The sequence below is a fragment of the Streptomyces sp. FXJ1.172 genome, from assembly GCF_001636945.3.
Lineage (GTDB): Bacteria > Actinomycetota > Actinomycetes > Streptomycetales > Streptomycetaceae > Streptomyces.
In genome coordinates this window covers 691816-717500 of record NZ_CP119133.2, presented here as the reverse complement: position 1 = coordinate 717500, position 25685 = coordinate 691816, and the positions used below count along the sequence as shown (strand labels likewise).

Sequence of the window (25685 nt, the reverse complement as noted above, 5' to 3'; positions counted from 1 at the left end):
ATCGTTGTCCCACTGGAGTGACCGTATGACCACCGGCACCGCCCCCCACACCCGCCTCCCCGCCGCGACCGTCACCGCATGGCCCGCCGAACCGAGGCGGGCAGCCGACGCCGTCACAGCTCACACGCTGCTCAACTGCATGATCCGCGAGGTGTCCGCTCCCGAGCACCAGGTGACGGTCGACGATGACCACCTCCTGCTACGTCTGCCACGCCGGGGCCTCCTGCTGCGTGCCCGGCTGCGCCGGGCCTCGCTGATCGGAGCGCACCGCTTCCAGGGCCCGGTGCAGCGGCTCGAAAACGACGCCTGGGTGGCGGTGGGCTGGAACGAGCTGGCCGGTTACATCCACGACGAACTGGCACTGCGCACAGGTGTCGTCAACGAGGAGTTCCTCACCCAGGTCGCCGACAGCCGGGAGACGATCCGCACGGCGCTGGAAGAGCGGGCGGGCGCCTCGCCGCATGCGGACCCGTACCTGGTGTCGGAGCAGTCCCTGGTGTTCGGTCATCGCTTCCACCCCACTCCCAAGTCCCGCTCCGGCGATCCGGCGGACTGGCTGGCGTACGGACCGGAGACCGGCGCACGCTTCCCCCTGCCCTACCTGGCCGTGCGCCGGCACCTCGTGCGTGAAGAGGGCGAGCTGGATGAGATGGAGGCCCTGTGCCCGACGGCTGATCCCGGATTCGCCATACTGCCGGTGCATCCGTGGCAGTACCGGCTGCTCCAGGGCCATGACCGGCTCCGCCAGGCGATGGCTGCCGGCGATGTCGTCGACACGGGGGTGAGTGGACCGGAGCTGGTGCCGACCGCATCGGTGCGCACGCTGTATCACCCCGACACCGATACGTTCCTGAAGTTCAGCCTGAACGTCCGTCTCACCAACTGTGTGCGCAGACACGCCAGTTACGAACTACCCGGCGCCGTCGCCCTCAACCGGCTGCTCCAGCCTGTCTTCGCCGAGTTCGCCGGCCGCTTCCCTGGATGCGCGCTCCTGGCTGAGCCCGGCTATCGCACCCTCGACACCGCCGGCGACACCGCCCTCCTGGAGGGCCTCGGCGTCATCGTCCGCTCCGGCCTGCGCCAGCACCTGCGTCCCGGGGTGACGCCCCTGCTCGCCGCCGCGGTCGCGGACGAGTACCCCATCAGCACAGCCCACGTCTCCTACCTGCTAGCCCGGGGCGACGGGGACGTCCTGGCCTGGTGGGACGCGTACCTGCGGCTGCTGGTGCCGCCGGTGCTGGCTGCCTACTTCGAACACGGCGTCGTCCTGGAACCGCACCTGCAGAACGTCGTCGTCGGTGTGAACGCCGACGGCACGCCGGCACAGGTGCTCTTCCGCGATCTGGAGGGCACCAAGCTCTTGCCTGGCCATCACCAGCGCACCCTCGCCGATCTGCCCGAGGACGTCCGCGGTCCCCTCACCTATGATCCCGAACGCGGCTGGAACCGGGTCGCGTACTGCCTCCTGGTCAACCACGCCGCCGAAGTGCTCAGCGCCCTGGCCGACCTCAACCCGACCCTGGAACCCGCCCTGTGGGGCCTGGTCCGCGATCACCTCGACGCCTATGCCCGCACCGCCGGCCATCCGCCGCGGCTGCGCGCCCTTCTGTCCGGCGTCCCGCTGCCCGCGAAGGCCAACCTCCTGCTGCGCTGGTCCCGCAAGGCCGACCGGCACGCCACGTACGTCCCCCTGCCCAGCCCGCTCGGCGCGGACTTCCCCCGCGAGGTGATCAGGTGAGGCCGGCACTGTTCGACCTCGTCGGCCGGCTGACCGACGACGACCTGCCCGCGTACGTCTACGACCTCCCGGCCCTGCGCGAGCACGTCCACGCCATCCGGGCCGCACTACCGGACCGCGTCGAGTTGCTGTACGCGGCCAAGGCCAACTCCGAGCCCCGGATCCTGCGGACACTGGCCGGGCACGTCGACGGCTTCGAGGTGGCCTCAGGCGGCGAACTGAGTCACGTCCGGGGCCTCGCCCTCGATGCGCCGCTCGCCTTCGGAGGCCCGGGCAAGACTCCGCCAGAGCTGGCCCGGGCACTGGATGCCGAGGTGGAGCGCCTGCACATCGAAAGCGAACACGAACTGCTGCTGCTCACCAGCTTGTTGGGCGACCGGACGGTCAATGTCCTCCTACGCGTCAACCTCCCCGTCGACCTCGGCCAGGTCGCCCTCGCCATGGGTGGGCACCCCAGCCCCTTCGGGATGGACCCCGCGCAACTGGACCACTGCCTGGACCTGATCGCCGCCAACGCACGCATCCGACTGCGCGGACTCCACCTCCACCTGGCCAGCGGCCTTACGGCCCCGGCCCAACTGGCGCTCATCGAGGAGGTCCTGACCTGGGCCGAGGACTGGGCGTACCATCGCGGCATCAACCTGCCGGAGGTGAACGTCGGCGGGGGCATGGGCGTCGACTACACCCACCCCCACAAGATGTTCGACTGGGCCGCCTTCGGCGCCGGACTCCGCCCGCTCCTGGCCCGCCACCCGCACCTCACGCTGCGGATCGAACCCGGCCGCTCGATCACCGCCTACTGCGGCTGGTACATCACCCAGGTGCTGGACATCAAGGTCAGCCGCGGCCAGGCGTTCGCCGTACTGCGGGGAGGCACCCACCATCTGCGCACTCCGGCCGCGAAACAGCACGATCAGCCCTTCGAGGTGATCCCCGACGACAACTGGCCGTGGCCCTGGGACCGACCGGAGGCCCGCGACGAGCCTGTGACGCTGGTCGGACAGCTGTGCACGCCCAAGGACGTCCTGGCACGCCGCGTCATGGTGAAACGGCTGCGCGTCGGCGACCGGGTCGCCTTCGCCATGGCCGGCGCCTACGCCTGGAACATCTCCCACCACGCCTTCCTCATGCACCCCCACCCGACCTTCCACCACGTCGACGACGCCGAGGTGTCCGTCACCGGCGACGCGTGCGCCTATCAGCTGTCATGAGCGAGGGCTCCCGCATGCCGGTGAAGGCCGTGCTCACCGTCCGGAACTTCCGTCGATACCTGCTCGGGCAGCTGGCCTCCAACATCGGCACGTGGATGCAGCGCGCCGCCCAGGACCTGCTCGTCCTCCACCTCACCGGCAACAGCGGCAGTGCGGTCGGCATCGTGACCGCACTGCAGTTCCTGCCGCAGACCCTGTTCGGCCTGACCGGAGGCATCCTCGCCGACCGGTATCCCAAGCGACGGATCCTGCTTCTGACCCAGACGGCCATGGGAGTGCAGTCACTCCTGCTTGGACTGCTGACCGTCACCGGCGCGGTGAACCTGTGGGCCGTCTACGCGCTGGCCTTCGCCCTCGGCACCGCCACCGCCGTCGACAGCCCCGCCCGCAACGCCTACATCTCCGAACTCGTCGCCCGCGATCGCGTGGCCACCGCGGTCAGCCTGAACTCCGCCCAGTTCAACGTGGCCCGCACCCTCGGCCCCGCCCTCGCCGGCCTGACCGTCGCCGCCTTCGGCACGGGACCGGTGTTCCTCGTGAACGCGACCTCGTACCTGGCCGTCCTCTATGGCCTGATCACCATCCATACAGACGGCCTGCCGGACCCTGGCCGGCCCCGACCGGGCCGTACGCGACTGAGCGACGCCTTCCGCCACATCGCCACCACCCCTGAACTGCTCCTGCCGATCAGCCTCATCGCCTTCGTCGGCACCTTCGGCCTCAACTTCCAGGTCACCATCTCCCTCGTGGCCATCACGGCCTTCCACACGGGCGCCGCCGCCTTCGGCTACCTCTCCGCCGCATACGCCCTGGGCAGCCTCATCGGCGCGATCCACGGGGCGAGCCGCGGCAAGCCCCCCACCGCACGTCGTCTGATCACCACCACGGTCGTCTTCGGGACACTGGAAGCAGCGCAGAGCCTGATGCCCGGCTACGGCACGTTCATGGGCCTGCTGATTCCCACCGGATTCGCCGCGGTGATCGTGACCACCACCGCCAACGCGCTAACGCAGCTCCACGCCGACCAACACCTGCGGGGCCGCGTCATGTCCGTCTACTTCCTGGTCCTCCTCGGCGGCACCCCCGTCGGAGCCCCGCTGGTCGGCTTGCTGTCGGACGCCTTCGGCGCCCGCTCCACCTTGCTCCTGGGCGGCGTCATCTCGGCGTCCTCCGCGCTCGCGCTCTCCGCCTTGATCACCGGCCGAGTCGAACGACGTACCCGCATCACAGCAGCGGCCTCCGTAACCAGCACACCCCTCGCGTCAGCCCAGCCGACAGGGGACCGGTCGACCGACCCCTGACGCATACGCGACGGCAGCTATCCCTCGAAGCCGTGCGCGCCCTCGCCCTCGAGCGCCGCCGACTCGAACGCGGCCAGCGTCGCAGCAGCACGATCCAGCTCAGCGCGCACCTGCTCGCCCAGCGGCCCCCGGAAGTAGTCCCGGGCCTCGATCTTCGCCACCCAGGACCGGAACCGCTCCAGATCGGCCTCCGACTCCTCCACCTCCGCGAAGACCGCCCGGCCGCGCCCGGACTCCATCTCCAGCTCGGCGAAGAACGACGGAAGCCGCTCAAGCACCTCCGCCTACTCCTCATCGACGGCTGCGGTCATCTCCTCGGCGAGTTCCCGGCGCTCCTCCTCGTCGCCGACCTCGACGTGCACGACCCGCATTCGCCCACCGTCCGTACGCACACGTTCCCGCGGCTCGTCCAAGGCAGTGGCTACGGCGGGCGGGTCCGGCAACAAACACACGGACTGCTGCAGACAGCGCCCCCAGCCCCTTCAGCTTCCGCCACACCTGCATTCGCAAGGACGATGCGGCCCCGGCCGTCGTCACCGACACCAGCAGCCACCGCGTATCCACTTCACTCACCACAGTGAGGCCGTAACGGCTTCCGGCACACGCTGCCCGGGTGAGGCGCATCTGCAGGCCGAGCCCGGCTGTCCGTCTTCGATCTCCGCGACCTCCCGCACGACACGAAACGCACCCACATCCACGACCGCTACGCCCCCACCCCGGAGGCTCTCCGCGCCGAGACCCGCACCGACGACCAGGCACTCGCCCTCTACCGGGGCATCACAACAACACCATCGCGCGAGCCGTGTTGAGCGGGCGAGCCCGCGCCCGGGCCAAAACGGGCGACGGGCCGGTGCAGATCGCGAGAATGTACAAACTCACGAAGACGTCGGCCGTCAAAGCCCGCACGCAGGCCATCAACCAGCTCAAGTCCGTCCTCATTACTGCTGACCCCGCCTTGCGGGAGGAACTGTCGGGTCTGGGCAATGCAGAACTCTGCCGTACCTGTGCGCGGTTCGCGCAAGTGAGCGGTCACGAGGAGGCCGGTGAGAAGTCGGTGCTGCAGGCGACTCGGATCACGTTGGGCTGGCCGGCTCACCGGATCGGTCAGGGGATCGGTCCGGACACGGCGGTCACGTTGCTGATCACGGTGGGGGACAACCCGGAACGCCTGGACACTGAGGCGTCCTTCGCTGCTCTGTGCGGGGCCAGTCCTGTCGAGCGCTCCTCGGGACGCCGGCAGTTCCGGCGCCTCAACCGCGGCGGCGACCGGCAAGCGAACGCGGCCCTGCACCGGATCGTGCAGACCCGACTGCGCGTCGACCCGCGCACCCAGGACTACTACGAACGCCGCAGCAAGGAGGGCAAGACCCGGCGCGAGATAGTCCGCAGCCTCAAGCGCTACGCGGCCCGGGAGGTCTTCCACCTCGTCAGACCTGTGCAGCCGCAACCCTCGTCACAGGGGCAGTGTGATAGGCGGGTGATACGGCGAGGCCCCGCCGGGGTCCTTCCTGTCGGGACTCTCCGCGGAGCCCTGAGACGGCGCAGGCGCACCGGATCGGTCCGGTGCGCCTGCGCCGTGAGATCGGCTGCGCTGGCGCGGACGATGCAGTCGGCGCCTCACGCAGTCTGGGTTTCTGCGACGATCTGGGAATGCCTGATTTGTGATCGCACCCGCCACTCGTCCGTAATGATCAGCGGCCGGAGCGCGTCTACACCTCGATGAGCGAACCCATGATGACCGTGCGGTCGCGGGGGAGGCCGAAGTACTCGGCGGCGTCGGCCGTGATGTAGGAGGTGGCGATGAACAGCCGCTTGCGCCAGGGCGCCATCGTCGGTGACTTGCCGCGCCGGAGATCGATCTTCGACAGGAAGTAGGACGCCTGGTCGAGCTGCAACGGTCCTTCGGTCTGCGCCGGGGTGAGCATGGCCAGGGTGCTGGGTACGTCCGGGGTCTCCATGTAGCCGAACCGGGCGGTGACGTGGATGATCCCGTCGTCGGTGTAGCCGAGGTCGTCGACGACGAGTCGCTGGTCGGCCGGGACGCGGGGCACGGGCTCTGTCTCGAGCGAGAGGATCACGACCTGGTCGTGGCGCACGTGGTTGTGCTCCACGTTGGCCCGCATGGCCAGGGGCGCGGTCTGCTTGCCCCGGTTGAGGAACACGGCCGTGCCCGGGATCCGGAGCGTAGACACCTTCTCCGATCGGAGGTCTTCGATGAACTCGGGGAGCGGTCCCTCGAGTTGCGCCCGTTCAGCGGTGACGATCTCGCGGCCGCGTTGCCAGGTCGTCATGACGGTGAACGCGGTGATGCCGATCAGCAGCGGCAGCCACGCGCCGTGGACGAGCTTGGTCATGTTGGCCGCCACGAACAGCAGGTCCACGAAGAGCAATACGGTGGCGCCGGTGGCGACCAGCCACCTGGGAGTGCCCCATTTCGCGCGGGCGACGTAGAAGAACAGCAGGGTGGTGATGGTGATGGTGCCGGTGACCGCCATGCCGAACGCGAAGGCCAGGGCCGCGGAGCTGCGGAAGGCGAAGACCAGGGTGAGGACCGAGACCATCAGCAGCCAGTTGATCCAGGGGACGTAGATCTGTCCGATGGTGGATTCGGAGGTGTGCGCGATGCGCAGCCTCGGCAAGTAGCCGAGCTGGGCGGCCTGGGAGGTGACCGAGTACGCGCCGGTGATCACGGCCTGGGAGGCGATCACGGTGGCAGCCGTGGCCAGCACGACCATCGGTAGCCGTCCCCAGCCGGGTGTGAGCAGGAAGAACGGGCTGCTGGTGTTGTGCGGGTCGGCGAGGATCAGCGCGCCCTGCCCGAGGTAGCTCAGGATGCAGGCGGGGAAGACGAGGAACATCCAGGCGCGGGTGATCGCCCGGCGGCCGAAGTGCCCCATGTCGGCGTACAGCGCCTCGGCGCCGGTGACCGCCAGCACGACCGCGGCCAGGGCGAAGAAGGCCGTGCCGAAATGGCCGAACAGGAAGCCCAGGGCGTAGGTCGGCGACAGCGCCCTGAGGATGGCCGGATGGTCGGCGATGCCGGCGATGCCGCAGGCGCCGATGGCGGTGAACCAGGCGATCATGACGGGGCCGAACACCCGGCCCACCGCCGCTGTTCCCCTGCGTTGGACGAGGAACAGCAGGACGATGATGACCGCGGTGATGGGCACGACCGCGCTTTCCAGCGAGGGCTGGACGACCTTGAGTCCCTCGACCGCGGACAGCACCGAGATCGCCGGGGTGATCATGCTGTCGCCGAAGAACAGGGACGCGCCGAAGATGCCCAGCGCGGCCAGTACGGCAGCGGTCCGTCCGGCCGGCCGCGAGGTCCATCGCCGTACCAGGGTGATCAGTGCCATGATGCCGCCCTCGCCGTCGTTGTCGGCGCGCATCGCCAGCAGCACATAGGTGACCAGGACGATGATCACGACCGACCAGAACACCAGCGACACCACGCCGTACACGTTCTGTGTGGTGACCGGGACGGGGTGCGGGTCGCTCGGGTTGAACACGGTCTGGAGGGTGTAGATCGGGCTGGTCCCGATGTCACCGAAGACCACCCCCAGGGCGCCGATCACCAGTGCGAGACGTGCCGCGTCCTGAGCGCTCGCGCGACGAGCCTCCGGCGACTGCGATGGGACCCCGTCGTCCGGTGCGGCACCCTGCCGGTGATCGGCCATCTGGTCCTCCTCCTCGCGGGCCGCTGTGCTGAAGGCCATGCGCGTGGGACGATACCGATCATCAGCGCGAATACCGGTAGGTGGGGCCGGGTCGCTTCGACTCAAGGGTGTCTGCGTGTGGGCTTCCACGGTGGCTCGTGGTCCTGGGGCCGGCCGAGGCCCCTGCCTCGTCCCGATCCGCGTGATGCTCTTGGGCCCGACCGATGCCGTGCCCTTCCGTTCCAGTGGTCGTCGCAACAACCGGGAGTCTCCACTGGGACGGCCTTGCTACCTGTCGCCGCGGGTATGACGCCGCACGGTCTGGCATGACCGGGCCCTGCGCTCGCGTGAGGTCAAGTAAGCCCCGACGCCCGGAGCACCGCCTGCACCGTCTCCTGGTCGATGTCGTGGCCGAGCCGCTCGAGGACCTCCGCCCCCTGACGCAGCGTGCCATGCTCCAGTGAGCGGTGGACGCCTGTTTCGAGTTCGTGCCACAGCAGGGGATTGGCGGTGAGGATGCGTGGGTCGAGTTCCAGGCGGTGGCCGTAGACGTCGCGTAGGACAAGGTGTGAGGAGGGGCCGTCGTACTGACGTACGGCTGCCAGTGCGTCCGTGCGGACCAAGTGCCGACGCCAAGGTGTGCGGACCGCGAGCCAGCCAGGCCCCGCGCTCACCCGGTGGGGAAGCAGGACGGTGCCCACCGCAGCCGAGAGGGTGATCCAGAGCAGGGCGCGCAGGGGGTCCAGGCTTCCCGCGTCCCAATCGACGAGAAGGCTCAGGACGCAGAACAGCAGAGCGCAGCTCAGCGCGAGCCGAGCGCTGCCACTCCAGTGGCGGTCGCCGGCCGAGCCTGGCGGTCCGCTCCGTCGCATGACGCCGACGCTAGGCGGCCGTGCGGGGTGCGACGACCGCTGCTTACGGGCTCCTAGCGCCGAACGGGTGGATCCTGACGGATTCCTAACGCGGGCGGCGGACTGGCCGCGTTCTCAGCCGGTGTGTACGCGGGGGCGTCGGGCGCGGTTCGGTTCCGCCTCGCGCAGGACCTCTCGGGTGACCGGGGCAACCTCGCCCTGGCCGAAGAGGAAGAAGCGCAGGAAGTTGGCGAAGGGGCCGCCCTCGGTCCATTCGAAGTAGATGTGCGGCGTGCAGCCCGTCATGTCGCGGGCGTGCAGGAGGAGGGCCGCCAGGGCGTTGGGGATGGAGGCGGACTCCAGGGTCAGTACCCGGTAGCGGCCGTGCAGCACCTCGCCGCGCACGGTCAGGCCCGCCTCGAACTCGGAGGGGTCGGTGACGGTGACCTCGACGAAGACGAAGTCCTCCTGTTCCGGCATGTCGTTGTCGGCGCGGATCTGCTCGATCTTGTCGCGGTACTGGGCCTTGTCGCGGTGCCCGGGCTCGTTGGCGATGAAGCGCATCTTGCGGCTGGCCATGTCGCGGATGAATCGTTCTGCCAAGGGGTCGAGCGTCACGCTGGTCACGCGCAGTTCGAAGGCGCGGGCGAGGCGGGACAGCAGCGAGACGAGGATGATGCCGGCGATGAAGCAGGCGCCGATCTTCACACCGTCCGGGCGCTCGATGACGTTCACGACCGTGGTGTAGAGGAACACCACGGAGATCACGCCGAAGCCGATGGTCCAGTTGCGCTGCCCGGCCTTGCGCGCCGCGATCGTCACCGCGATCGCCGCGGAACTGATCAGCACCAGCACGCCGGTGGCGTAGGCGCCGCCCTGCGCGTCGACGTTGGCGTCGAACAGCCAGGTGACCAGGAAGGCGATGAGCGTGAAGACGATGACCATGGGGCGCACGGCGCGGGCCCAGTGCGGGGCCATGCCGTAGCGGGGCAGGTAGCGCGGCATCAGGTTCAGCAGGCCGGCCATCGCGGAGGCGCCGGCGAACCACAGGATGGCGATGGTCGAGATGTCGTAGACGGTGCCGAAGGCGCCGCCCAGGTACTGGTGCGCGAGGTAGGCGAGGGCACGTCCGTTGGCTGGGCCGCCGGTCTTGAAGTCGTTCTCCGGGATGAGCAGTGTGGTGATGAAGCTGGACGTGATCAGGAAGCCGCTCATGATGATCGCGGCCGTGGTGAGCAGCTTCTTGGTGTCCCGGATGCGGCCGGTCGGCTTCTCCTCGGTGTCGTCCGGGTCGCCCTGGACGTGGGGCATGACGGCGACGCCGGTCTCGAAGCCGGACAGGCCGAGGGCGAGTTTGGGGAAGACGATCAGCGCCAGGCCGATCATGACGAAGATGTTGCCGTGCTGCGCGGTCAGCGCGCTGGACCAGTCGGTGATCACATGGCCTGCGGTGATCACGTGGTACAGGCCGACGATCACCACGACGACGTTAAGGGCCAGGTAGATGCCGACCAGTGCCGTCGCGACGCCGATCGCCTCCAGGAAGCCTTTGAGGAAGACCGCGCCGAGCAGCGCCACCAGTATCAGGGTGATCAGCATCTGCTGGCCGTGCAAAGCGTTCGTCAGATGCGGGTTCTCCACCAGGTGGGTGGAGGCGTCGGCGGCCGAGAGGGTGATGGTGATCAGGAAGTCGGTGGCCGCGAAGCCGAGCAGGGTGAGCACGAAGAGTTTGCCCTGCCAGAAGGACAGCAGCCGCTCCAGCATGGCGATCGATCCCTCGCCGTGCGGGCTCTCCACTGCGACCCGGCGGTACACGGGAAGCGCGCCGGCCAGGGTGACGATGACGAGGACGATGGTCGCGATCGGCCCGAGCAGGCCGGCCGCGAGCGCCGCGATGCCCGGCTGGTAGCCGAGGGTGGAGAAGTAGTCGACACCCGTCAGGCACATCACCCGCCACCAGCGCTGCCCCTGGTGGGGGCGTTCGGGTTGGGCGTGGGGCCCCGGGTGGCCGCCGTTCTTGCCCATGTCGGACAGGCCCTCCAGCATCCACGTCCGCAGGCGGCTGGTACTGGGAGGGTGTTCGGTGGTGGCCATCGACGCGCTCTCCTGATGTGCGGCTCAGCGTGGGGTTTCGGCCATCACACGGACGGCCGCACCAGCGTAAGCGGAGAGTGACAGCTGAGCCCACGGATCATCTTGCCGGAGGGCGTCAATCTTCCGTTAAGACCGGTGGGGTGAACGCTGCCCGCACATCAAGGTCTGAGGCTGCCCCTTGCCCGGAGAGCGACTTCGCCCTATAGGGGAGGGGGCACGTTAGGCGCTGAGGTTGCGCCTGCTCCCCACTGGGTTGCCGACGGCGTAGTGGGCGGATCATGCGCTCCCACGGGGTGAGCCGGTCGAAGGCGGCCCCGAGGGCGGGCAGGAAGCGGGCCGGAGCCTGCACCCGGTTGCCGGCGGGCGGGGCGAGGAGGTCCGGCGTCAGCTCCTGAGGAGTGCCCCGCAGCACGGCGTGGCCCGCGCACTTGTGGGCGACCGCGCTCGGCTGCACCGGCCGGTCGCCCCACCAGCGCCCGATGCCCGTCGCCAGCACGTGTTCGCCGATCGTGGCGAAGCCGGGTGAGCCGGTCGGAATCCAGCGGGCGAGCGCCCTGGGGTCCGGCGGCGATATCTGGATCATCAATGCCTCGCAGGTAGGGGATGGGACGGGGACCGGGTGGGCGGCCAAGGGGGCACTGCTCCCGGTCACCCCCCTCGCTGGTGGCTGGTTCAGCTCTGGCCGGCCTTGTGGCCGTGGTTGACCTTCTTCGTGCGGCGGGTCTTCTTCTTGCGGGCGCGCTTGGACATGGACAATTCCCTCTACGCTGAGCGTTCTTCAGGCGGCGCGGCGGACCAGCAGGTCAGCCAGCTTGTTGAGGCGGTTGATCGTGCGGCCCTCGGTGGCGGCCGGGGCCGGTTCGACGCACTCGTCGCGGTCGAAGTAGGCACCGTTGACGACCTCGACGGCCGGGTCGCACAGTCGGACCACATGCGCGGCGCCCTCGGCGGCGGAGACGCCCGCGTAGGCGTAGAGCGGCAGCAGGGCGGTGTCGCAGACGCCCGGGTGGACGGAGACAGCGGTGACGCGCGGGTCGGCCGCGAACACGGTCAGCGCCAGCTGGGACTGGGCGTAGGCGGCGAGGCGGGAATAGCGGCGGGCGCGATGGGGGTCGGCCCACTGGATCGACCCGGTCCGGTGCAGGGAGGAGGAGACGTTGACGACCCGTCCGCCCGGCTCGCTGGTGAGCGACGGCTCCAGCAGGCAGGTCAGCAGGTAGTGGGCGAGGAAGTTGACCTGGAAGGCGATCTCGTTGCCGTCGGCGGTGACGGTGTGCCGTTCCGGGGCGGCCATGCCGGCGTTGTTGACGAGAACGTCGAGGTGCGGGCGCTCGGCGACCACCGTGCGGGCGAGTGACTCGACCTCCTCCAATCGGGAGAAGTCCGCTCCGTACGGCCGCAGTTGGGCGGGCTGGATGCCTGACGTGGCGACCAGGCGGTCTGCCGCCGCCTGCGCCTCCTCGGCGGTACGGCCGTGCAGCAGCACGGTGGCGCCACGCTCGGCGAGCTGCCGGGCCGTCTCGTGCCCGATGCCGGAGGTGGCGCCGGTGACCAGGACGGTACGAGAGGAAAGAGCTGAGTCGGACATGATCCCATCCGGGGTTGCGGGCACGCCGACGCCGCCCGGCGAAGGGCGGTGGGCATGCGGTGAGGAAGGTGGAACGAGGGGCGCCGGAGCCGGTCACGGCGCCCCTCGAGTCACGGCAAGCGGCGTCGGCGGGACGCGGCGTCAGCGCGGCATGGCGTCGGCGGGACGCGATGCCGGCGTGGCGCGGGCGCTTCCGGTCAGCGCTGCTCGCGACGCGACGGCCGAGCGGGACTCGGCGGCCGGTCGAAGAGGAGCCAGGCGCTGTTCACGAGGTCCATGGAAGCCGTCCCGCACATCCTGGGCAAGCCGGAACCGCGTTCTCTGACGGGGCTCTGACGTGCGCATACGGGACCTTGACGGGCGAGCCAGGACACCGGAGGCGGCTCACCCAAGGCCGGGCACCTCCGAGATCAGCAGGTCGATCAGCTTGATGCCCACGAAGGGCAGTACGAGGCCGCCGAGGCCGTAGAGGAGCAGGTTGCGGCGGAGCAGGTCGTGGGCCGAGGCAGGGGTGTAGCGCACGCCGCGCAGGGCGAGCGGGATCAGGGCGACGATGATCAGGGCGTTGAAGATGATCGCGGAGGTGATCGCGGAGGTCGGGCTGTGCAGGCCCATGACGTTCAGCGATCCCAGGCCCGGGTACGTACCCGCGAACATCGCCGGGATGATCGCGAAGTACTTCGCGACGTCGTTGGTGATGGAGAACGTCGTCAATGCGCCGCGAGTGATGAGCAGTTGCTTGCCGATCTCGACAATCTCGATGAGCTTGGTCGGGTTGGAGTCGAGGTCGACCATGTTGCCGGCCTCCTTGGCGGCCGACGTAGCGGTGTTCATCGCCACGCCGACGTCTGCCTGTGCCAGCGCGGGCGCGTCGTTGGTGCCGTCGCCGGTCATCGCGACCAGCTTGCCGCCCTCCTGCTCACGTTTGATCAGCGCAAGCTTGTCCTCGGGCGTCGCCTCAGCCAAGTAGTCATCCACGCCCGCCTCTTCGGCGATGGCCTTGGCGGTCAGTGGGTTGTCTCCGGTGATCATCACTGTGCGGATGCCCATGCGGCGCAGTTCTGCGAAGCGTTCGCGGATGCCGTCCTTGACGACGTCCTTGAGATGGATCAGGCCGAGGACTCGCGGTCCGTCCCAGTCGTGGACTGCGACCAGCAGCGGTGTTCCTCCGGAGGCGGCCACGGCATCGGCGTGCCGCCGAGCCTCGGACGGCACGTGGCCGCCGTACATCTGTACCCACTCGATCACCTGCTGGGCGGCGCCCTTGCGGATGGCGCACACAGCGCCGTTCGGCCAGCGCAGGTCGACCCCGCTCATCCGGGTCTGCGCGCTGAAGGCGACCCAGCGGGCGTTCGCCAACTCGCCGTCCGCCGGCGCCCGTAGCCCGTACCGGTTCTTGGCGAGGACGACGACGGAGCGGCCCTCCGGTGTCTCGTCGGCCAGGGACGACAGCTGGGCCGCGTCGGCGAGTTGCCGTTCATCGATGCCGGGCAGTGGGACGAAGGCGGCGGCTTCCCGGTTGCCGAGGGTGATGGTGCCGGTCTTGTCGAGCAGCAGGGTGTTCACGTCGCCCGCCGCCTCCACAGCACGGCCGGACATGGCGAGCACGTTGCGCTGGACCAGCCGGTCCATGCCGGCGATGCCGATCGCGGACAGCAGGGCGCCGATGGTGGTAGGGATGAGCGTGACGAGGAGCGCGACCAGCACGGTCGTGGACTGGGCGGCGCCCGCGTACTCGCCCATCGGCTGCAGGGTCACCACGACCAGCAGAAAGATGATCGTGAGCGAGGCCAGCAGGATGTTCAGCGCTATCTCGTTCGGGGTCTTCTGCCGGGAGGCGCCCTCCACGAGCGCGATCATCCGGTCCAGGAAGCTGTGCCCGGGGCGTGCGCTGACCCGGACGACGATCCGGTCGGACAGGACCGTGGTGCCGCCCGTGACCCCGCTGCGGTCCCCGCCCGCGTCCCGGATCACAGGCGCCGACTCACCTGTCACAGCGGACTCGTCCACGGTGGCGACCCCGTCGATGACATCGCCGTCCGCCGGGATCATCTCGCCCGCCTCCACCACCACGACGTCCAGCGGCTTCAGTTCGGTGGCGGCGACGGCCTCGGTGCGGGCGGCGGCGAGGTTCGTGCCGTAGCTCCAGTGCTCCAGCCGCAGCGCCACCGTGTCCGTTCGGGCCCTGCGCAGCGACTCGGCCTGCGCCTTGCCACGGCCCTCGGCGACCGCCTCGGCCAGGTTGGCGAAGACGACCGTCAGCCACAGCCAGAGACTGATGACCCAGGTGAAGACCGCCGGGTGCAGTAACGCCGACAGCGTGGTCAGGACCGCGCCCACGGACACGACGAACAGCACCGGGTTCTTCACCAGGACGCGCGGATGCAGTTTGCGCAGTGCCTCCGGGAAGGAACGGAGGAGCTGGGCGGGCTCGAACAGCCCGCTCGGGGCGCGCCGCCTCGGCCTTCGCGCCGGTCCGGTCCGGGCTCCGCGCTCGGGGTGTGACGGTGGGGCCTTCTCGGGGGCAGCGGGAAGCATGGACACCTTCGTGTCTCGACGGGGGACAGGGACAACGCGGCGGCGGGGACGGGGCCATGGGACCGTGCGGTGCCGAGGCCCCGGCACCGCACGGCGGCGCACGGACGCCGGCGATGGGACGACGACAGACGCCGTGCGCGGGTGCTTGCCCCTCGGACACGCACCGGACCGCCTTCGCGCCGCTTCGGAGTGGGGACTCCTTCAGTCGTGGCGGCCGCTGACGTCCGCGGCCCCCGTCGGCGGCCGACAGCGAATCTAGCCCCGTTCCCCGTCGCCACCGCCCTGCTCGGCGAGGAATTTGCGGCACTCATACGGCCCGTGCGGCGGCGCCGTCAAAGTGCCGTCAAACAAAGCCGAGAAACCATCAGGGACCCGTCAACGTCAGCCGTCGATGGCCGAATCCCGCCGCAGACTGATCACCAACGGGGGACGGGCGACCGTCCGTGGCAGTGACGTTGGAGGGACCGTGACTCTCACGGCCGGATCAGCGCAGGGTCCTCGGACCGAGCAAGGAGCACCGCCACGGAAAGAGGTGGTCGTCCAGCCCGGGGGCAGCCCCGGACCGGGCCAGCGAGGGGGTTCGCGGACGGCCGGACCGGGTCCGGGGCTGCGCCTGTGGCAGCGGACCGAGGCCGCGCGGGCCGCTCTGCGCCGCCGCTACTGGGCCACCGTGCCCGCACGGCTGCGCCTTCTGCGCGCGGCCACGGTCCTGCTCACCGCCGGCCTCGCCACACTCCTGCTGGTTGCCGGGCTCGCCGCCCTCGGCACCTGGAGCAGCGTGACCGACCGCGACGCGCCCCGCACCACCAGCGCCGCCGACCTCGACCTGGCCATGAACGACATGGACGCCCAGGCCGCCAATATCCTGCTGTCGAACGGCGACGCGGGGAAGGGGCGGCTGCAGACGCCGTACACCAAGGCCGTCGGCTTCTACGGCGACGCCCGACGCGAGATCGGCCATGATCTGCGCGCCCTCGCCGTCGCCGCGCAGGGCAGCAAGGCCGACGAGAAGACCGTGGAGTCGCTGACAGACGACTTCGCCGAGTACCAGGAGCTGATCGGCCGGGCCCTGGAGAACGACGGCCACCACGGCGGCAAACCGGCCGCCCTCGCCGACTACCGGCGCGCCACGGACCTGCTGCGCACCCAACTCCTGCCAGCTGCAAGCAGTTTGGTGTCCTCCAACGATGCGGCCTTCGAAGCCGAGTACTCCTCGGCGCGCTCCACCCTCTCCGCGCAGCTCGCCGCCGTGCTCGCCCTGGGTGTGCTGCTGCTGGCCGTGCTCGGCGTCCTGCAGTGGTACCTCGCGCGCAGCTTCCGGCGCATCCTCAACCCCGGTGTGCTGGCCGCCACCGTCTGTACCCTGCTCGCGGTGGCACTCGGCTCCAAGGTGCTGTCCGCCTCCGCCGATCACCTGCGCGCGGCCAGGCACGACGCCTTCGACTCCGTCGTCGCCCTCTCCCGCGCCCGCGCCATCGCCTACGACGCCAACGCCGACGAGAGCCGCTACCTGCTCGACCCGCAGCGCCGCATCCAGTACGAGGACTCGTTCCTCGCCAAGTCCCAAGCGCTGTACGGTCTGAAGGGCGCCACGCTGTCCACGTACGACGACGAACTGGCCACCACCTGGCGGGCGTACCGGGCCGACCACCACGACCTGCGCTTCACCGGCGAGTTCCGCCGCGAGCTGGACAACATCACCTTCCCCGGCGAGCGGGCCGCCGCTGAGAAGACGGTGGACACCTACGCCGTCTACCAGCGCGACGACCGGAAGATCCGCGCGCTGCTCGCGGCCGGCAAGGAGCGCGAGGCGGTCGAGTTCTGCATGGACTGGGCGCCGGGCTCGTCCAACGCCCACTTCGGCGCGTGGATGGCTGCCCTGGACCGGGTGGCGGGCATCAACCGGGCCCACTTCACGTCCTCCGTCGACGGGGGCCGCTCAGCGCTGAACGGCCTGCTGCTCTGGGCGGGCGGCCTGCTGGGCGCGGCGAGGCTCCTGGCCGTGCTGGGGCTGCGGCCACGGCTGGCCGAGTTCCGCTGAGCTGTCATAGGGCAGCTGCCCTCACCCCATCGGGCCAGGGCACGTCAAGGCGGTGTCAAGGTCCCCGGCACCGCCGCCAAGAAATCGCTAACACTCACGCCGAACGCTCCGTGAAGCGGCTTTCTTGGAGGAGGAACTTTCCCGAGAAGGGGAGTTGGATCAGTGAGCGGAGCGCGTCGACGGCGATGAGTGACGTACGGCCCGGGCGGCTGAAGGTCTACCTCGGGGCGGCCCCGGGCGTCGGCAAGACCTACCGGATGCTCGATGAGGGGCGGCGCCGCGCCGCCCGCGGTGCGGACGTGGTGGTGGGCTTCGTGGAGTGCCACGGGCGCCCGCACACGCAGGCGATGGTCGACGGCCTTGAGGTCGTCCCTCGCACGTCCTGCACCTACCGCGGCGGAGACTTCCAGGAGATGGACCTGGCCGCGGTCCTGGGCCGCCGCCCGCAGGTGGCGATCGTGGACGAGTTCGCCCACAGCAACGTCCCCGGCGACGGCCGCAACGCCAAGCGCTGGCAGGACATCGAGGCCCTGCTCGACTCCGGGATCGACGTGATCACCGCGGTGAACATCCAGCATCTGGAGTCCCTGAACGACGTGGTCGAGAAGATCACCGGGGTGCCGCAGCACGAGACCGTGCCGGACGAGGTGGTCCGGCGGGCCTGGCAGATCGAGCTGGTGGACATGCCTCCCGAGGGCCTGCGCCGCCGCATGGCACACGGCAACATCTACGCCCCCGAGAAGATCGACGCCGCGCTCGCCAACTACTTCCGGCCCGGCAACCTCACCGCCTTGCGGCAGCTCGCGCTGCTGTGGGTGGCCGACCGGGTGGACGAGGCCCTGCAGGAGTACCGCTCGCAGCACGGCATCGGCGGGGTGTGGGAGACCCGGGAGCGGGTCGTCGTCGCCCTGACCGGTGGCCCGGAGGGGGACACCCTGGTCCGGCGGGCCGCCCGCATCGCCGACCGGTCGGCGGGCGGAGACCTGCTCGCCGTGCACGTGGCCCGCAGCGACGGCCTGGCCGGTGGGGTTTCGGCGGCCTCGCTGGCCCGGCAGCGCCGGCTGGTGGAGGACCTCGGCGGCAGCTACCACTCCGTGGTCGGCGACGACGTGGCCACCACCCTCGTCGAGTTCGCGCGCGCCGAGAACGCCACCCAGCTGGTGCTCGGCACCAGCAGACGGGGACGCCTGGCGCGGTTCCTGACCGGGCCCGGCACGGGGGAGACAGTGACCGAGTTGTCCGGGGACATCGACGTGCACCGGGTCACCCACGAGCGGGCCGGGCGCGGCACCCTGCTGCCGTCCCGCCGTCGCACGCTGTCGACGGCCCGGCTGATCGCGGGCCCGGTGGCCGGACTGGTGCTGCCGGTCCTCCTCACCACGGTCCTGGCTCAATTGCGGGGCACGCTGAACCTGACCAGTGAGGCCCTGCTGTTCCTGCTGGCCGTGGTAGGCGTGGCCTGCATAGGCGGGGTCGCTTCCGCGGTGATCGCGTCGGTGACGGCGTCCCTGCTGCTCAACTACTGGTTCATCCCGCCCATCGGCGCCTTCACGCTGGACGATCCGAACGCATTGCTGGCCCTGGCGGTGTTCGCGGTCGTCGCGGCCACTGTCGCCGCGGTCGTCGACCGTTCCCTGCGCCTGGGCCGCCGTTCCGCCCGGGCGACCGCCGAGGCTGAGACCATGTCGTCCCTGGCCGGCAGCATCGTGCGCGGGGAAGCGACCATCCCGGCCCTGCTGGAGCGGACCCGCGAGACCTTCGGCATGGAATCGGCGGACCTGGTGGACGAGCCACCGGACGCGACGGCCGGGGTGATGGCCGTACCAGCGGGCCCCGGCGCGTACCTGGTGTTGCGCGGCCGTACCCTCTCCGCCTCCGAGCGGCGGGTGCTGGCCGCGTTCGCCGCGCACGTCGGCTCCGCGGTGGAGCGGGCCCGCCTCGCTGAGGCGGCGGCTGAGGTGGAGCCGGTCAGGGCCGCCGACCGGCTGCGTACGGCCCTGCTGCGGGCCGTCGGCCACGACCTGCGCACCCCGCTCGCCGCCGGCTGGGCCGCGGTCACCTCCCTGCGGAGCCGGGACGTCGAGTTCTCCCTGGAGGACCGTGAGGAACTTCTTGCCACCGCCGACGAGTCCATGGCCAAGCTCAACCGGCTGGTGGAGAACCTTCTCGACCTCAGTCGGCTGGAGGCCGGCGCCCTTACGCTGAACCTGCGAGAGACCTCCTTGGAGGAGGTGCTGCCGATGGCGCTGGCGGATGTGTCGGATGTCGAGGTGGCGGACGTGGAGTACATCCCGGCGGTGCTGGCCGACCCGCCGCTGCTGGAGCGGGTGATCGCCAACCTGGTCGGCAACGCCGCCCGCCACAGCCCGCCCGGGAAGAGGGTGCTGGTCACCGCCAGTGCCCTGGCGGGCCGGGTGGAGCTGCGGGTGGTGGACCGGGGGCCGGGGCTTCCGCCCGAGGGCCGGGAGCGGCTCTTCGAGCCCTTCCAGCGACTCGGCGACACCGACAACACCACAGGACTCGGCCTTGGGCTGGCCCTCGCGCGGGGACTGACCGAGGCGATGAACGGCACCCTGAGCCCCGAGGACACCCCTGGCGGCGGCCTGACCATGGTCGTCTCGCTGCCGTTCGCGGCACGGACGGCGGGTGCCGAACCGACCGAGCAGAGCGTAGGAGGTGCGTGATGAGCACTGTGCCCGGCACCTGGAAGATGCACCGCACGCGAGGAAGCCAGTCTGCGCGGCCCTTGCCGCTCCGGGACCGGCTCGCCCTGACGGCCGGCCTGGCCGCCCCGTTCCTCGTGGCCCTGGCGCTCGTCCCGTTCCGTACGAGCCTCACGCACACGAACGCTGCCCTTGTCCTCGTCGTCTTGGTCGTCGCCGTGGCTGCCCTGGGCAGCCGTACGGCGGGTGCGGTCGCGGCACTGTCGGCGGCGGCCTGGTTCGACTTCTTCCTCACCCGGCCGTACGAGACCTTCGACATCACCGCCTCAGCGGATATCGAAACGGCGGTGCTGTTGCTGGTCGTCGGCGTGATCGTCGCCCAGCTCGCGGCCTGGGCCCGTCGGCTGGAGGTCATGACGGTGACCGACGCGGACCACCTCGCGCGGATCCATCGGACGGCCGACCTCGTGCAGTCCGCCAACTCGGCGGACATCGTGGTTGACCACGTCCGCGGCGAGCTGACCGGCCTGCTCGGACTGCGCGGCTGCCGCTTCGAGTACGGCGCGCTCCTGGGCCGCCCGCCGCGTCTGGAGAAGGACGGCGGCGTGACGGTGGGCCGCCGCACCTGGAACCCGGACACCGACGGGTGGCCGGAGGGCGAGATCGAGCTGCGCGCGTACGGCAACGGCCACTACCTCGGCCGCTTCATGCTTACCCCCGGCCCGGGACCGGTGCCCCCGCTCCAGGCCCGGCTGGTCGCCGTCACCCTGGCCGACCAGACGGGTGCCGCACTGGACACGGCGGGACCAGTACGCGGTGGATGAGGCCGGACATCGCGGAAACAGTACGGAGGCGATGAAGCCGGGCGCGCCGGATTGCCTGACCCATGACGGGCGGACAGCCGCATACGGCAAACCGCAGGGACTGAGTCGTCCTAGTCCAGGCCGGACGCCTTGAACACGGCCCGTGCCGTCTCGCGGTCCATGCGGATCGAAAGGCGGCGCAGCGCGGTCTGGCCGCACAGCAGCAGTCCGTCGTCCGCCGCCATCCGCGCGCCCTCGTTCGCGACGATGCTGTTGCTGGCGCTCTCCGCGAACACCTCGTTCGGCGGGCTGCCGGTGCTGCTGAAGCTGATGGCCCGTGACAATTACGCGCGTCTTCGTCGGCTTCACGATCGCCCAGGTGGGCATGGTCCGGCACTGGCGGCTCGAGCGGAGCCCCGGCTGGCGCGGGAAGGCGCTGCTGAACGGCTTCGGGGCCGTGCTCACGGGTGTCGCGACCGTCGTCGTCACCGCGAGTAAATTCATGGACGGCGCCTGGCTGATAGTCATCGCTCTGCCGCTGCTGGTGGCCGCTTTCGAGATCGTGCACCGCGCCTACTGCAGGATCGGCGAGCGGCTCGGCCTCGGCCGTGTCCCGGAGGTCCCGCACCGCCAGCGGTCGCTGGTGGTCGTCCCGGTGTCCACGCTGTCCCTGCTGACCTCGGAGGCGCTGACCGCGGCTGCCTCCCTCGGGGACGAGGTCCGCGCGGTGACCGTGTGCTATCCGGACCCCGAGGACCGGTCGCAGCTACACGTCCTGGAGCGTTCCTGGGCGGAGTGGGAGCCGGGTGTGGAGCTGGTGCGGCTGGCGTGCGAGCGGCGCAGTCTCGGCCGTCCCATAGCCGCCTACGTCCGTGAGGTCACCGCCGCAGAACCGGCCACCCGGGTCACGGTGCTGATCCCGGAGGCCGAGCCGGAGCGGTTGTGGCAGCGGCTGCTGCAGAACCAGCGGGGCGCCGTCGTCGCGCACGCCGTGCGCCGGGAGACGGACGCCGTGATCTGCCGACTGCGCTTCCGACTGTGAGCCAGGTCACCGACTGTCACAACCGCCTACTGACCGGTACGAGTCAGGAGCCGTAAGAGTCCCGTCAAAGGTGCCGGGCCCGCCGTAAGAGGGCCGTCAACGGGCGACCAGAACCGGCCAGAGAGGCGCTTTCCTCTAAGCGTCCGTTTCAACCGAACCTCACTCCAGGAGTTCACGATGGCCGATCTGGCCTTCGTCGTCGCCGTGCTCGCGGGTTTCGCGCTGGTGGCTCTCGTCGCCAAGGGGGTGACGAAGCTGTGACCGTCGAGAACATTGTCGGCCTGGTCGTGGCCGTCGCCCTGCTGGGCTATCTCGTCCTCGCCCTGATCTTCCCGGAGAGGTTCTGAGAACAGACATGGGTCCCGTACTCGCAGCCGTGCTCCAGTTGCTCGCCCTGATAGGCGCGCTGGCGCTCGTCTACGTCCCCGTCGGCAACTACATGGCCAGGGTCTACGAATCGCGCACGCACCTGCGCGTCGAGAAGTGGATCTACAAGGCCATCGGTGCCGACCCCGACGCCGAGATGACCTGGCCCGCGTATCTGCGCGGCATCCTCGCCTTCTCCGCGGTCAGCGTCCTCTTCCTCTACCTGCTCCAGCGGCTGCAGGGTGTGCTGCCGGGTTCGCTGCACTTCTCGTCGGTCAACCCGGCGCAGTCGTTCAACACGGCCGTGTCCTTCGTGACCAACACGAACTGGCAGTCGTACTACGGCGAGCAGACCATGGGGCACGTCGTGCAGACCGCCGGTCTGGCCGTGCAGAACTTCGTCTCCGCCGCCGTGGGCATCGCCGTCGCCGTGGCGCTCGTGCGCGGTTTCGCGCGCTCGCGCACCGGTGAGCTGGGCAACTTCTGGGCCGACCTGGTGCGTGGCACGCTGCGGATCCTGGTGCCGCTGTCGGTCGTCGCCGCGGTGATCCTGGTCGCCTGCGGTGCGATCCAGAACTTCTCCGGCATCCACGAGGTCGGTCAGTTCATGGGCGGCTCGCAGCAGTGGAACGGCGGCGCGGTCGCCTCCCAGGAGGCCATCAAGGAGCTGGGGACGAACGGCGGCGGCTACTTCAACGCCAACTCCGCCCACCCCTTCGAGAACCCGACGCCCTTCACGAACCTCTTCGAGATCTTCCTGCTCCTGGTGATCCCGTTCTCGCTGACCCGCACGTTCGGTGTGATGGTCGGGAACGTGAAGCAGGGGTACGCGATCCTCGCCACGATGTTCACCATCTGGTTCGGCTTCGTCCTCCTGATGATGTGGAGCGAGTTCGCGCACCACGGCGCGGCGCTGCAGGCCGCGGGCGGGGCGATGGAGGGCAAGGAGGTCCGCTTCGGGGTCGGCTCGTCGTCTATCTTCGCGGTGTCGACCACGCTCACCTCGACCGGTGCGGTGGACTCCTTCCACTCCTCCTTCACCGGCCTCGGCGGCGGCATCACCATGCTGAGCATGATGCTGGGCGAGATCGCGCCCGGCGGCACCGGCTCCGGCCTCTACGGCATGCTGATCATGGCCGTGATCGCGGTGTTCATCGCGGGTCTGATGGTCGGCCGAACCCCGGAGTACCTGGGCAAGAAGATCGGCGGCCGCGAGATGAAGCTCGCCGCCTGCTACATCCTGATCACCCCCGCCCTGGTGCTGGTCTTCACGGCGGCCTCGATGGCGCTGCCGACCCCGCCGCACTCGATGCTGAACTCCGGCGCGCACGGGTTCTCCGAGGTGCTGTACGCGTTCACCTCGGCGTCGAACAACAACGGCTCGGCCTTCGCCGGCCTGAACGCGAACACCGACTGGTACAACACCATGACCGGGCTCGCGATGCTCCTCGGCCGCTTCCTGCCCATGATCTTCGTCCTGGCGCTGGCCGGCTCGCTCGCCGAGCAGACGCCGGTCCCGGTCACCGCGGGCACCCTGCGCACCGAGAAGCCGCTGTTCACCGGCCTGCTGGTGGGCGCGATCCTGATCATCACCGGTCTGACCTACTTCCCGGCCCTGGCCCTGGGTCCGCTCGCGGAGGGACTGGCGTCATGACCACTGGCATAGACAAGCAAGAGGACTCGATGTCCACAGCCACTCCCACCCGGGCGCCGCACAGCGACGTCCCCACCGGGCACCAGCCCGCCGAGGGCCGTGTCGGCGCGGGCCTCTTCGACCCCAAGGCACTGGTCAAGTCCTTGCCGGAGGCGATCCGCAAGCTCGATCCGCGGGTGATGGTCAAGTCGCCCGTGATGTTCGTGGTGTGGGTCGGCTCGATCCTGACCACGGTCTTCTCCTTCCAGCACCCGGGCGACTGGTTCGGCTGGACCATCAGCGCCTGGCTGTGGCTGACCGTGCTGTTCGCCAACCTGGCGGAGGCGGTCGCCGAGGGCCGTGGCAAGGCGCAGGCCGACACCCTGCGCAAGGCCAAGTCCGACACCGTCGCGCGCCGGCTGCTCGCGGACGGCACCGGTGAGGAGGAGGTTCCGGGCACCGCGCTGACCATCGGGGACCTGGTGGTCTGCGAGGCCGGGGACGTCATCCCCGGTGACGGAGACGTCGTCGAGGGCGTCGCCTCGGTGGACGAGTCGGCGATCACCGGTGAGTCCGCTCCGGTGATCCGCGAGTCCGGCGGTGACCGGTGCGCCGTCACGGGCGGTACGAAGGTGCTGTCCGACCGGATCGTCATCAAGATCACGACGAAGCCGGGCGAGACCTTCATCGACCGGATGATCAGCCTGGTCGAGGGCGCCGCCCGGCAGAAGACGCCGAACGAGATCGCGCTGAACATCCTGCTGGCCTCGCTGACCATCGTCTTCCTGCTGGCCTGCGCCACGCTCCCGCCGTTCGCCACGTACGCGGGCACCCACCTGACCATGGTCGTGCTGGTCGCCCTGCTGGTCTGCCTCATCCCCACCACGATCGGCGCGCTGCTGTCCGCGATCGGTATCGCCGGTATGGACCGGCTGGTGCAGCGCAACGTGCTGGCGATGTCGGGCCGCGCGGTCGAGGCCGCCGGTGACGTCTCCACGCTGCTGCTGGACAAGACCGGCACCATCACCCTCGGCAACCGGCAGGCCGCCGAGTTCGCGCCGGTCAGGGGCACCACCGAGGCCGAGGTCGCGGACGCGGCCCAGCTGTCCTCGCTGGCCGACGAGACCCCCGAGGGCCGCTCCGTCGTCGTCCTCGCCAAGGAGAAGTACGGGCTGCGCGAGCGGCACCAGGGCGAGCTGACCGGCGCGGAGTGGATCGAGTTCACCGCCCAGACCCGGATGTCGGGCGTGGACGTCGACGGCCGCAAGATCCGCAAGGGTGCCACCGCCTCGGTGATCGCCTGGGTCGAGGAGCAGGGCGGCACCGTCGCCGAGGACGCCGACGCCATCGCCAACCGGATCTCCGAGGCGGGCGGCACCCCGCTGCTCGTCGCGGTCAAGGACGAGCAGGGCGCCCGGGTGCTGGGCGTCATCCACCTGAAGGACGTCGTCAAGGAGGGCATGCGGGAGCGGTTCGAGGAGCTGCGCCGCATGGGCATCAAGACGGTCATGATCACGGGTGACAACCCGCTGACCGCGAAGGCGATCGCCGAGGAGGCGGGCGTCGACGACTTCCTCGCCGAGGCCACTCCCGAGGACAAGATGGCCCTCATCAAGCGGGAGCAGGCCGGCGGCAAGCTCGTCGCCATGACGGGTGACGGTACGAACGACGCGCCCGCGCTCGCCCAGGCGGACGTCGGCGTGGCGATGAACACCGGTACGTCGGCCGCCAAGGAGGCCGGCAACATGGTCGACCTCGACTCCAACCCGACCAAGCTGATCGAGATCGTCGAGATCGGCAAGCAACTCCTCATCACCCGGGGCGCGTTGACGACGTTCTCCATCGCCAACGACGTCGCGAAGTACTTCGCGATCATCCCGGCGCTGTTCGCGGCGGTCTACCCGGGCCTGGACAAGCTGAACATCATGCACCTGGCCTCGCCGAACTCCGCGATCCTGTCGGCCGTCATCTTCAACGCGCTGATCATCATCGCGCTGGTGCCGCTGTCCCTGAAGGGCGTGCGCTACCGGCCGATGAGCGCCGACAAGATGCTCCGCCGCAACCTCGGGATCTACGGCATCGGCGGCCTGATCGCGCCGTTCATCGGCATCAAGCTCATCGACCTGCTCATCTCCCTCATCCCCGGAATCGGCTGAT

Annotated in this window: 17 protein-coding genes and 2 pseudogenes; 11 read left to right on the top strand and 8 right to left on the bottom strand. The window is 69.9% G+C overall.

Translation table 11 applies throughout. The features are described from left to right. The first annotated feature begins 25 nt into the window (after positions 1–25). From A6P39_RS03485 to A6P39_RS03475, 3 genes are read left to right on the top strand one after another with little or no spacing between them, the layout of a single operon-like run. On the top strand, positions 26–1738 hold the full coding sequence (locus tag A6P39_RS03485) for an IucA/IucC family protein (RefSeq protein WP_067057402.1): 1713 nt from the start codon (positions 26–28) through the stop codon (positions 1736–1738). Continuing rightward, positions 1735–2949, top strand: a complete 1215-nt coding sequence (locus A6P39_RS03480; protein ID WP_067057399.1) for a type III PLP-dependent enzyme — start codon at positions 1735–1737, stop codon at positions 2947–2949. The genes A6P39_RS03485 and A6P39_RS03480 overlap by 4 nt, the downstream gene beginning before the upstream one ends. Beyond that, entirely contained in the window at positions 2946–4250 is a 1305-nt protein-coding gene (locus A6P39_RS03475) for an MFS transporter (RefSeq protein WP_234379325.1), read from the top strand. The genes A6P39_RS03480 and A6P39_RS03475 overlap by 4 nt, the downstream gene beginning before the upstream one ends. A gap of 17 nt (positions 4251–4267) precedes the next feature. Here A6P39_RS03475 and A6P39_RS03470 read toward each other — a convergent pair whose 3' ends face one another. Further along, positions 4268–4528, bottom strand: coding sequence for a Chromate resistance protein ChrB (locus A6P39_RS03470; protein WP_199841071.1), 261 nt, complete (start codon positions 4526–4528; stop codon positions 4268–4270). 515 nt (positions 4529–5043) lie between these two features. On the opposite strand from A6P39_RS03470, the pseudogene A6P39_RS03465 reads away from it, so the two are divergent. Next, a pseudogene (locus A6P39_RS03465) lies at positions 5044–5691 on the top strand (transposase); the annotation flags it as partial. Positions 5692–5959: 268 nt separating this feature from the next. Here A6P39_RS03465 and A6P39_RS03460 read toward each other — a convergent pair. The 6 genes from A6P39_RS03460 to kdpB (A6P39_RS03435) all read right to left on the bottom strand — a co-directional run bounded on the left by A6P39_RS03460 (position 5960) and on the right by kdpB (A6P39_RS03435) (position 14980). Then, a complete protein-coding gene (locus A6P39_RS03460; RefSeq protein WP_234379322.1) occupies positions 5960–7969 on the bottom strand; it encodes a potassium transporter Kup in 2010 nt (669 codons plus the stop codon). Positions 7970–8262: 293 nt separating this feature from the next. After that, a complete protein-coding gene (locus tag A6P39_RS03455; RefSeq protein WP_067057396.1) occupies positions 8263–8781 on the bottom strand; it encodes a hypothetical protein in 519 nt (172 codons plus the stop codon). Positions 8782–8895: 114 nt separating this feature from the next. Continuing rightward, a complete protein-coding gene (locus A6P39_RS03450) occupies positions 8896–10854 on the bottom strand; it encodes an APC family permease (protein ID WP_067057393.1) in 1959 nt (652 codons plus the stop codon). 115 nt (positions 10855–10969) lie between these two features. Continuing rightward, positions 10970–11437 carry a hypothetical protein gene (locus A6P39_RS03445; RefSeq protein ID WP_067057390.1) on the bottom strand — a complete coding sequence of 156 codons (468 nt, stop codon included), beginning with the start codon at positions 11435–11437 and terminating at the stop codon, positions 10970–10972. 195 nt (positions 11438–11632) lie between these two features. Continuing rightward, positions 11633–12442, bottom strand: coding sequence for an SDR family NAD(P)-dependent oxidoreductase (locus A6P39_RS03440; RefSeq protein WP_067057386.1), 810 nt, complete (start codon positions 12440–12442; stop codon positions 11633–11635). A 384-nt stretch (positions 12443–12826) separates the two neighbouring features. Next, positions 12827–14980, bottom strand: a complete 2154-nt coding sequence (kdpB, locus tag A6P39_RS03435) for a potassium-transporting ATPase subunit KdpB (RefSeq protein ID WP_067057383.1) — start codon at positions 14978–14980, stop codon at positions 12827–12829. Positions 14981–15512: 532 nt separating this feature from the next. Between kdpB (A6P39_RS03435) and A6P39_RS03430 the strand changes: the two genes are divergently transcribed. The 3 genes from A6P39_RS03430 to A6P39_RS03420 all read left to right on the top strand — a co-directional run bounded on the left by A6P39_RS03430 (position 15513) and on the right by A6P39_RS03420 (position 20508). Then, positions 15513–17021 carry a hypothetical protein gene (locus tag A6P39_RS03430; protein ID WP_067057380.1) on the top strand — a complete coding sequence of 503 codons (1509 nt, stop codon included), beginning with the start codon at positions 15513–15515 and terminating at the stop codon, positions 17019–17021. Between the two features lie 185 nt (positions 17022–17206). Then, positions 17207–19705: a sensor histidine kinase gene (locus A6P39_RS03425; protein WP_067057378.1), complete on the top strand. Its 2499-nt coding sequence runs from the start codon at positions 17207–17209 to the stop codon at positions 19703–19705. A 26-nt stretch (positions 19706–19731) separates the two neighbouring features. Next, positions 19732–20508, top strand: coding sequence for a DUF4118 domain-containing protein (locus A6P39_RS03420; RefSeq protein ID WP_067057506.1), 777 nt, complete (start codon positions 19732–19734; stop codon positions 20506–20508). 110 nt (positions 20509–20618) lie between these two features. Here A6P39_RS03420 and A6P39_RS03415 read toward each other — a convergent pair whose 3' ends face one another. Next, positions 20619–20831 carry a hypothetical protein gene (locus A6P39_RS03415; protein WP_079133878.1) on the bottom strand — a complete coding sequence of 71 codons (213 nt, stop codon included), beginning with the start codon at positions 20829–20831 and terminating at the stop codon, positions 20619–20621. Between A6P39_RS03415 and A6P39_RS03410 the strand changes: the two are divergent. The 4 genes and pseudogenes from A6P39_RS03410 to kdpB (A6P39_RS03395) all read left to right on the top strand — a co-directional run. Continuing rightward, positions 20746–21529: pseudogene (locus tag A6P39_RS03410) on the top strand (amino acid permease); the annotation flags it as partial. The gene A6P39_RS03415 and the pseudogene A6P39_RS03410 overlap by 86 nt on opposite strands. Positions 21530–21786: 257 nt before the next feature. Then, on the top strand, positions 21787–21876 hold the full coding sequence (gene kdpF / locus A6P39_RS03405; protein WP_067057375.1) for a K(+)-transporting ATPase subunit F: 90 nt from the start codon (positions 21787–21789) through the stop codon (positions 21874–21876). An 8-nt stretch (positions 21877–21884) separates the two neighbouring features. Then, positions 21885–23549 (top strand): potassium-transporting ATPase subunit KdpA, encoded by a 1665-nt coding sequence (gene kdpA / locus A6P39_RS03400; protein WP_067057372.1) that lies wholly within the window; start codon positions 21885–21887, stop codon positions 23547–23549. A 29-nt stretch (positions 23550–23578) separates the two neighbouring features. Then, positions 23579–25684: a potassium-transporting ATPase subunit KdpB gene (gene kdpB / locus A6P39_RS03395; RefSeq protein WP_067057370.1), complete on the top strand. Its 2106-nt coding sequence runs from the start codon at positions 23579–23581 to the stop codon at positions 25682–25684. Position 25685 lies beyond the last annotated feature (1 nt).

Bases quoted from the DNA above. Each gene is read 5' to 3' on its own strand.
- kdpB (WP_067057383.1), bottom strand. From the start codon at position 14,980: ATGCTTCCCGCTGCCCCCGAGAAGGCCCCACCGTCACACCCCGAGCGC.
- kdpB (WP_067057370.1), top strand. From the start codon at position 23,579: ATGTCCACAGCCACTCCCACCCGGGCGCCGCACAGCGACGTCCCCACC.
- A6P39_RS03460 (WP_234379322.1), bottom strand. From the start codon at position 7,969: ATGGCCTTCAGCACAGCGGCCCGCGAGGAGGAGGACCAGATGGCCGAT.
- A6P39_RS03445 (WP_067057390.1), bottom strand. From the start codon at position 11,437: ATGATCCAGATATCGCCGCCGGACCCCAGGGCGCTCGCCCGCTGGATT.
- A6P39_RS03440 (WP_067057386.1), bottom strand. From the start codon at position 12,442: ATGTCCGACTCAGCTCTTTCCTCTCGTACCGTCCTGGTCACCGGCGCC.
- A6P39_RS03450 (WP_067057393.1), bottom strand. From the start codon at position 10,854: ATGGCCACCACCGAACACCCTCCCAGTACCAGCCGCCTGCGGACGTGG.
- A6P39_RS03455 (WP_067057396.1), bottom strand. From the start codon at position 8,781: ATGCGACGGAGCGGACCGCCAGGCTCGGCCGGCGACCGCCACTGGAGT.
- kdpA (WP_067057372.1), top strand. From the start codon at position 21,885: ATGGGTCCCGTACTCGCAGCCGTGCTCCAGTTGCTCGCCCTGATAGGC.
- A6P39_RS03425 (WP_067057378.1), top strand. From the start codon at position 17,207: ATGAGTGACGTACGGCCCGGGCGGCTGAAGGTCTACCTCGGGGCGGCC.
- A6P39_RS03485 (WP_067057402.1), top strand. From the start codon at position 26: ATGACCACCGGCACCGCCCCCCACACCCGCCTCCCCGCCGCGACCGTC.
- A6P39_RS03420 (WP_067057506.1), top strand. From the start codon at position 19,732: ATGCACCGCACGCGAGGAAGCCAGTCTGCGCGGCCCTTGCCGCTCCGG.
- A6P39_RS03475 (WP_234379325.1), top strand. From the start codon at position 2,946: ATGAGCGAGGGCTCCCGCATGCCGGTGAAGGCCGTGCTCACCGTCCGG.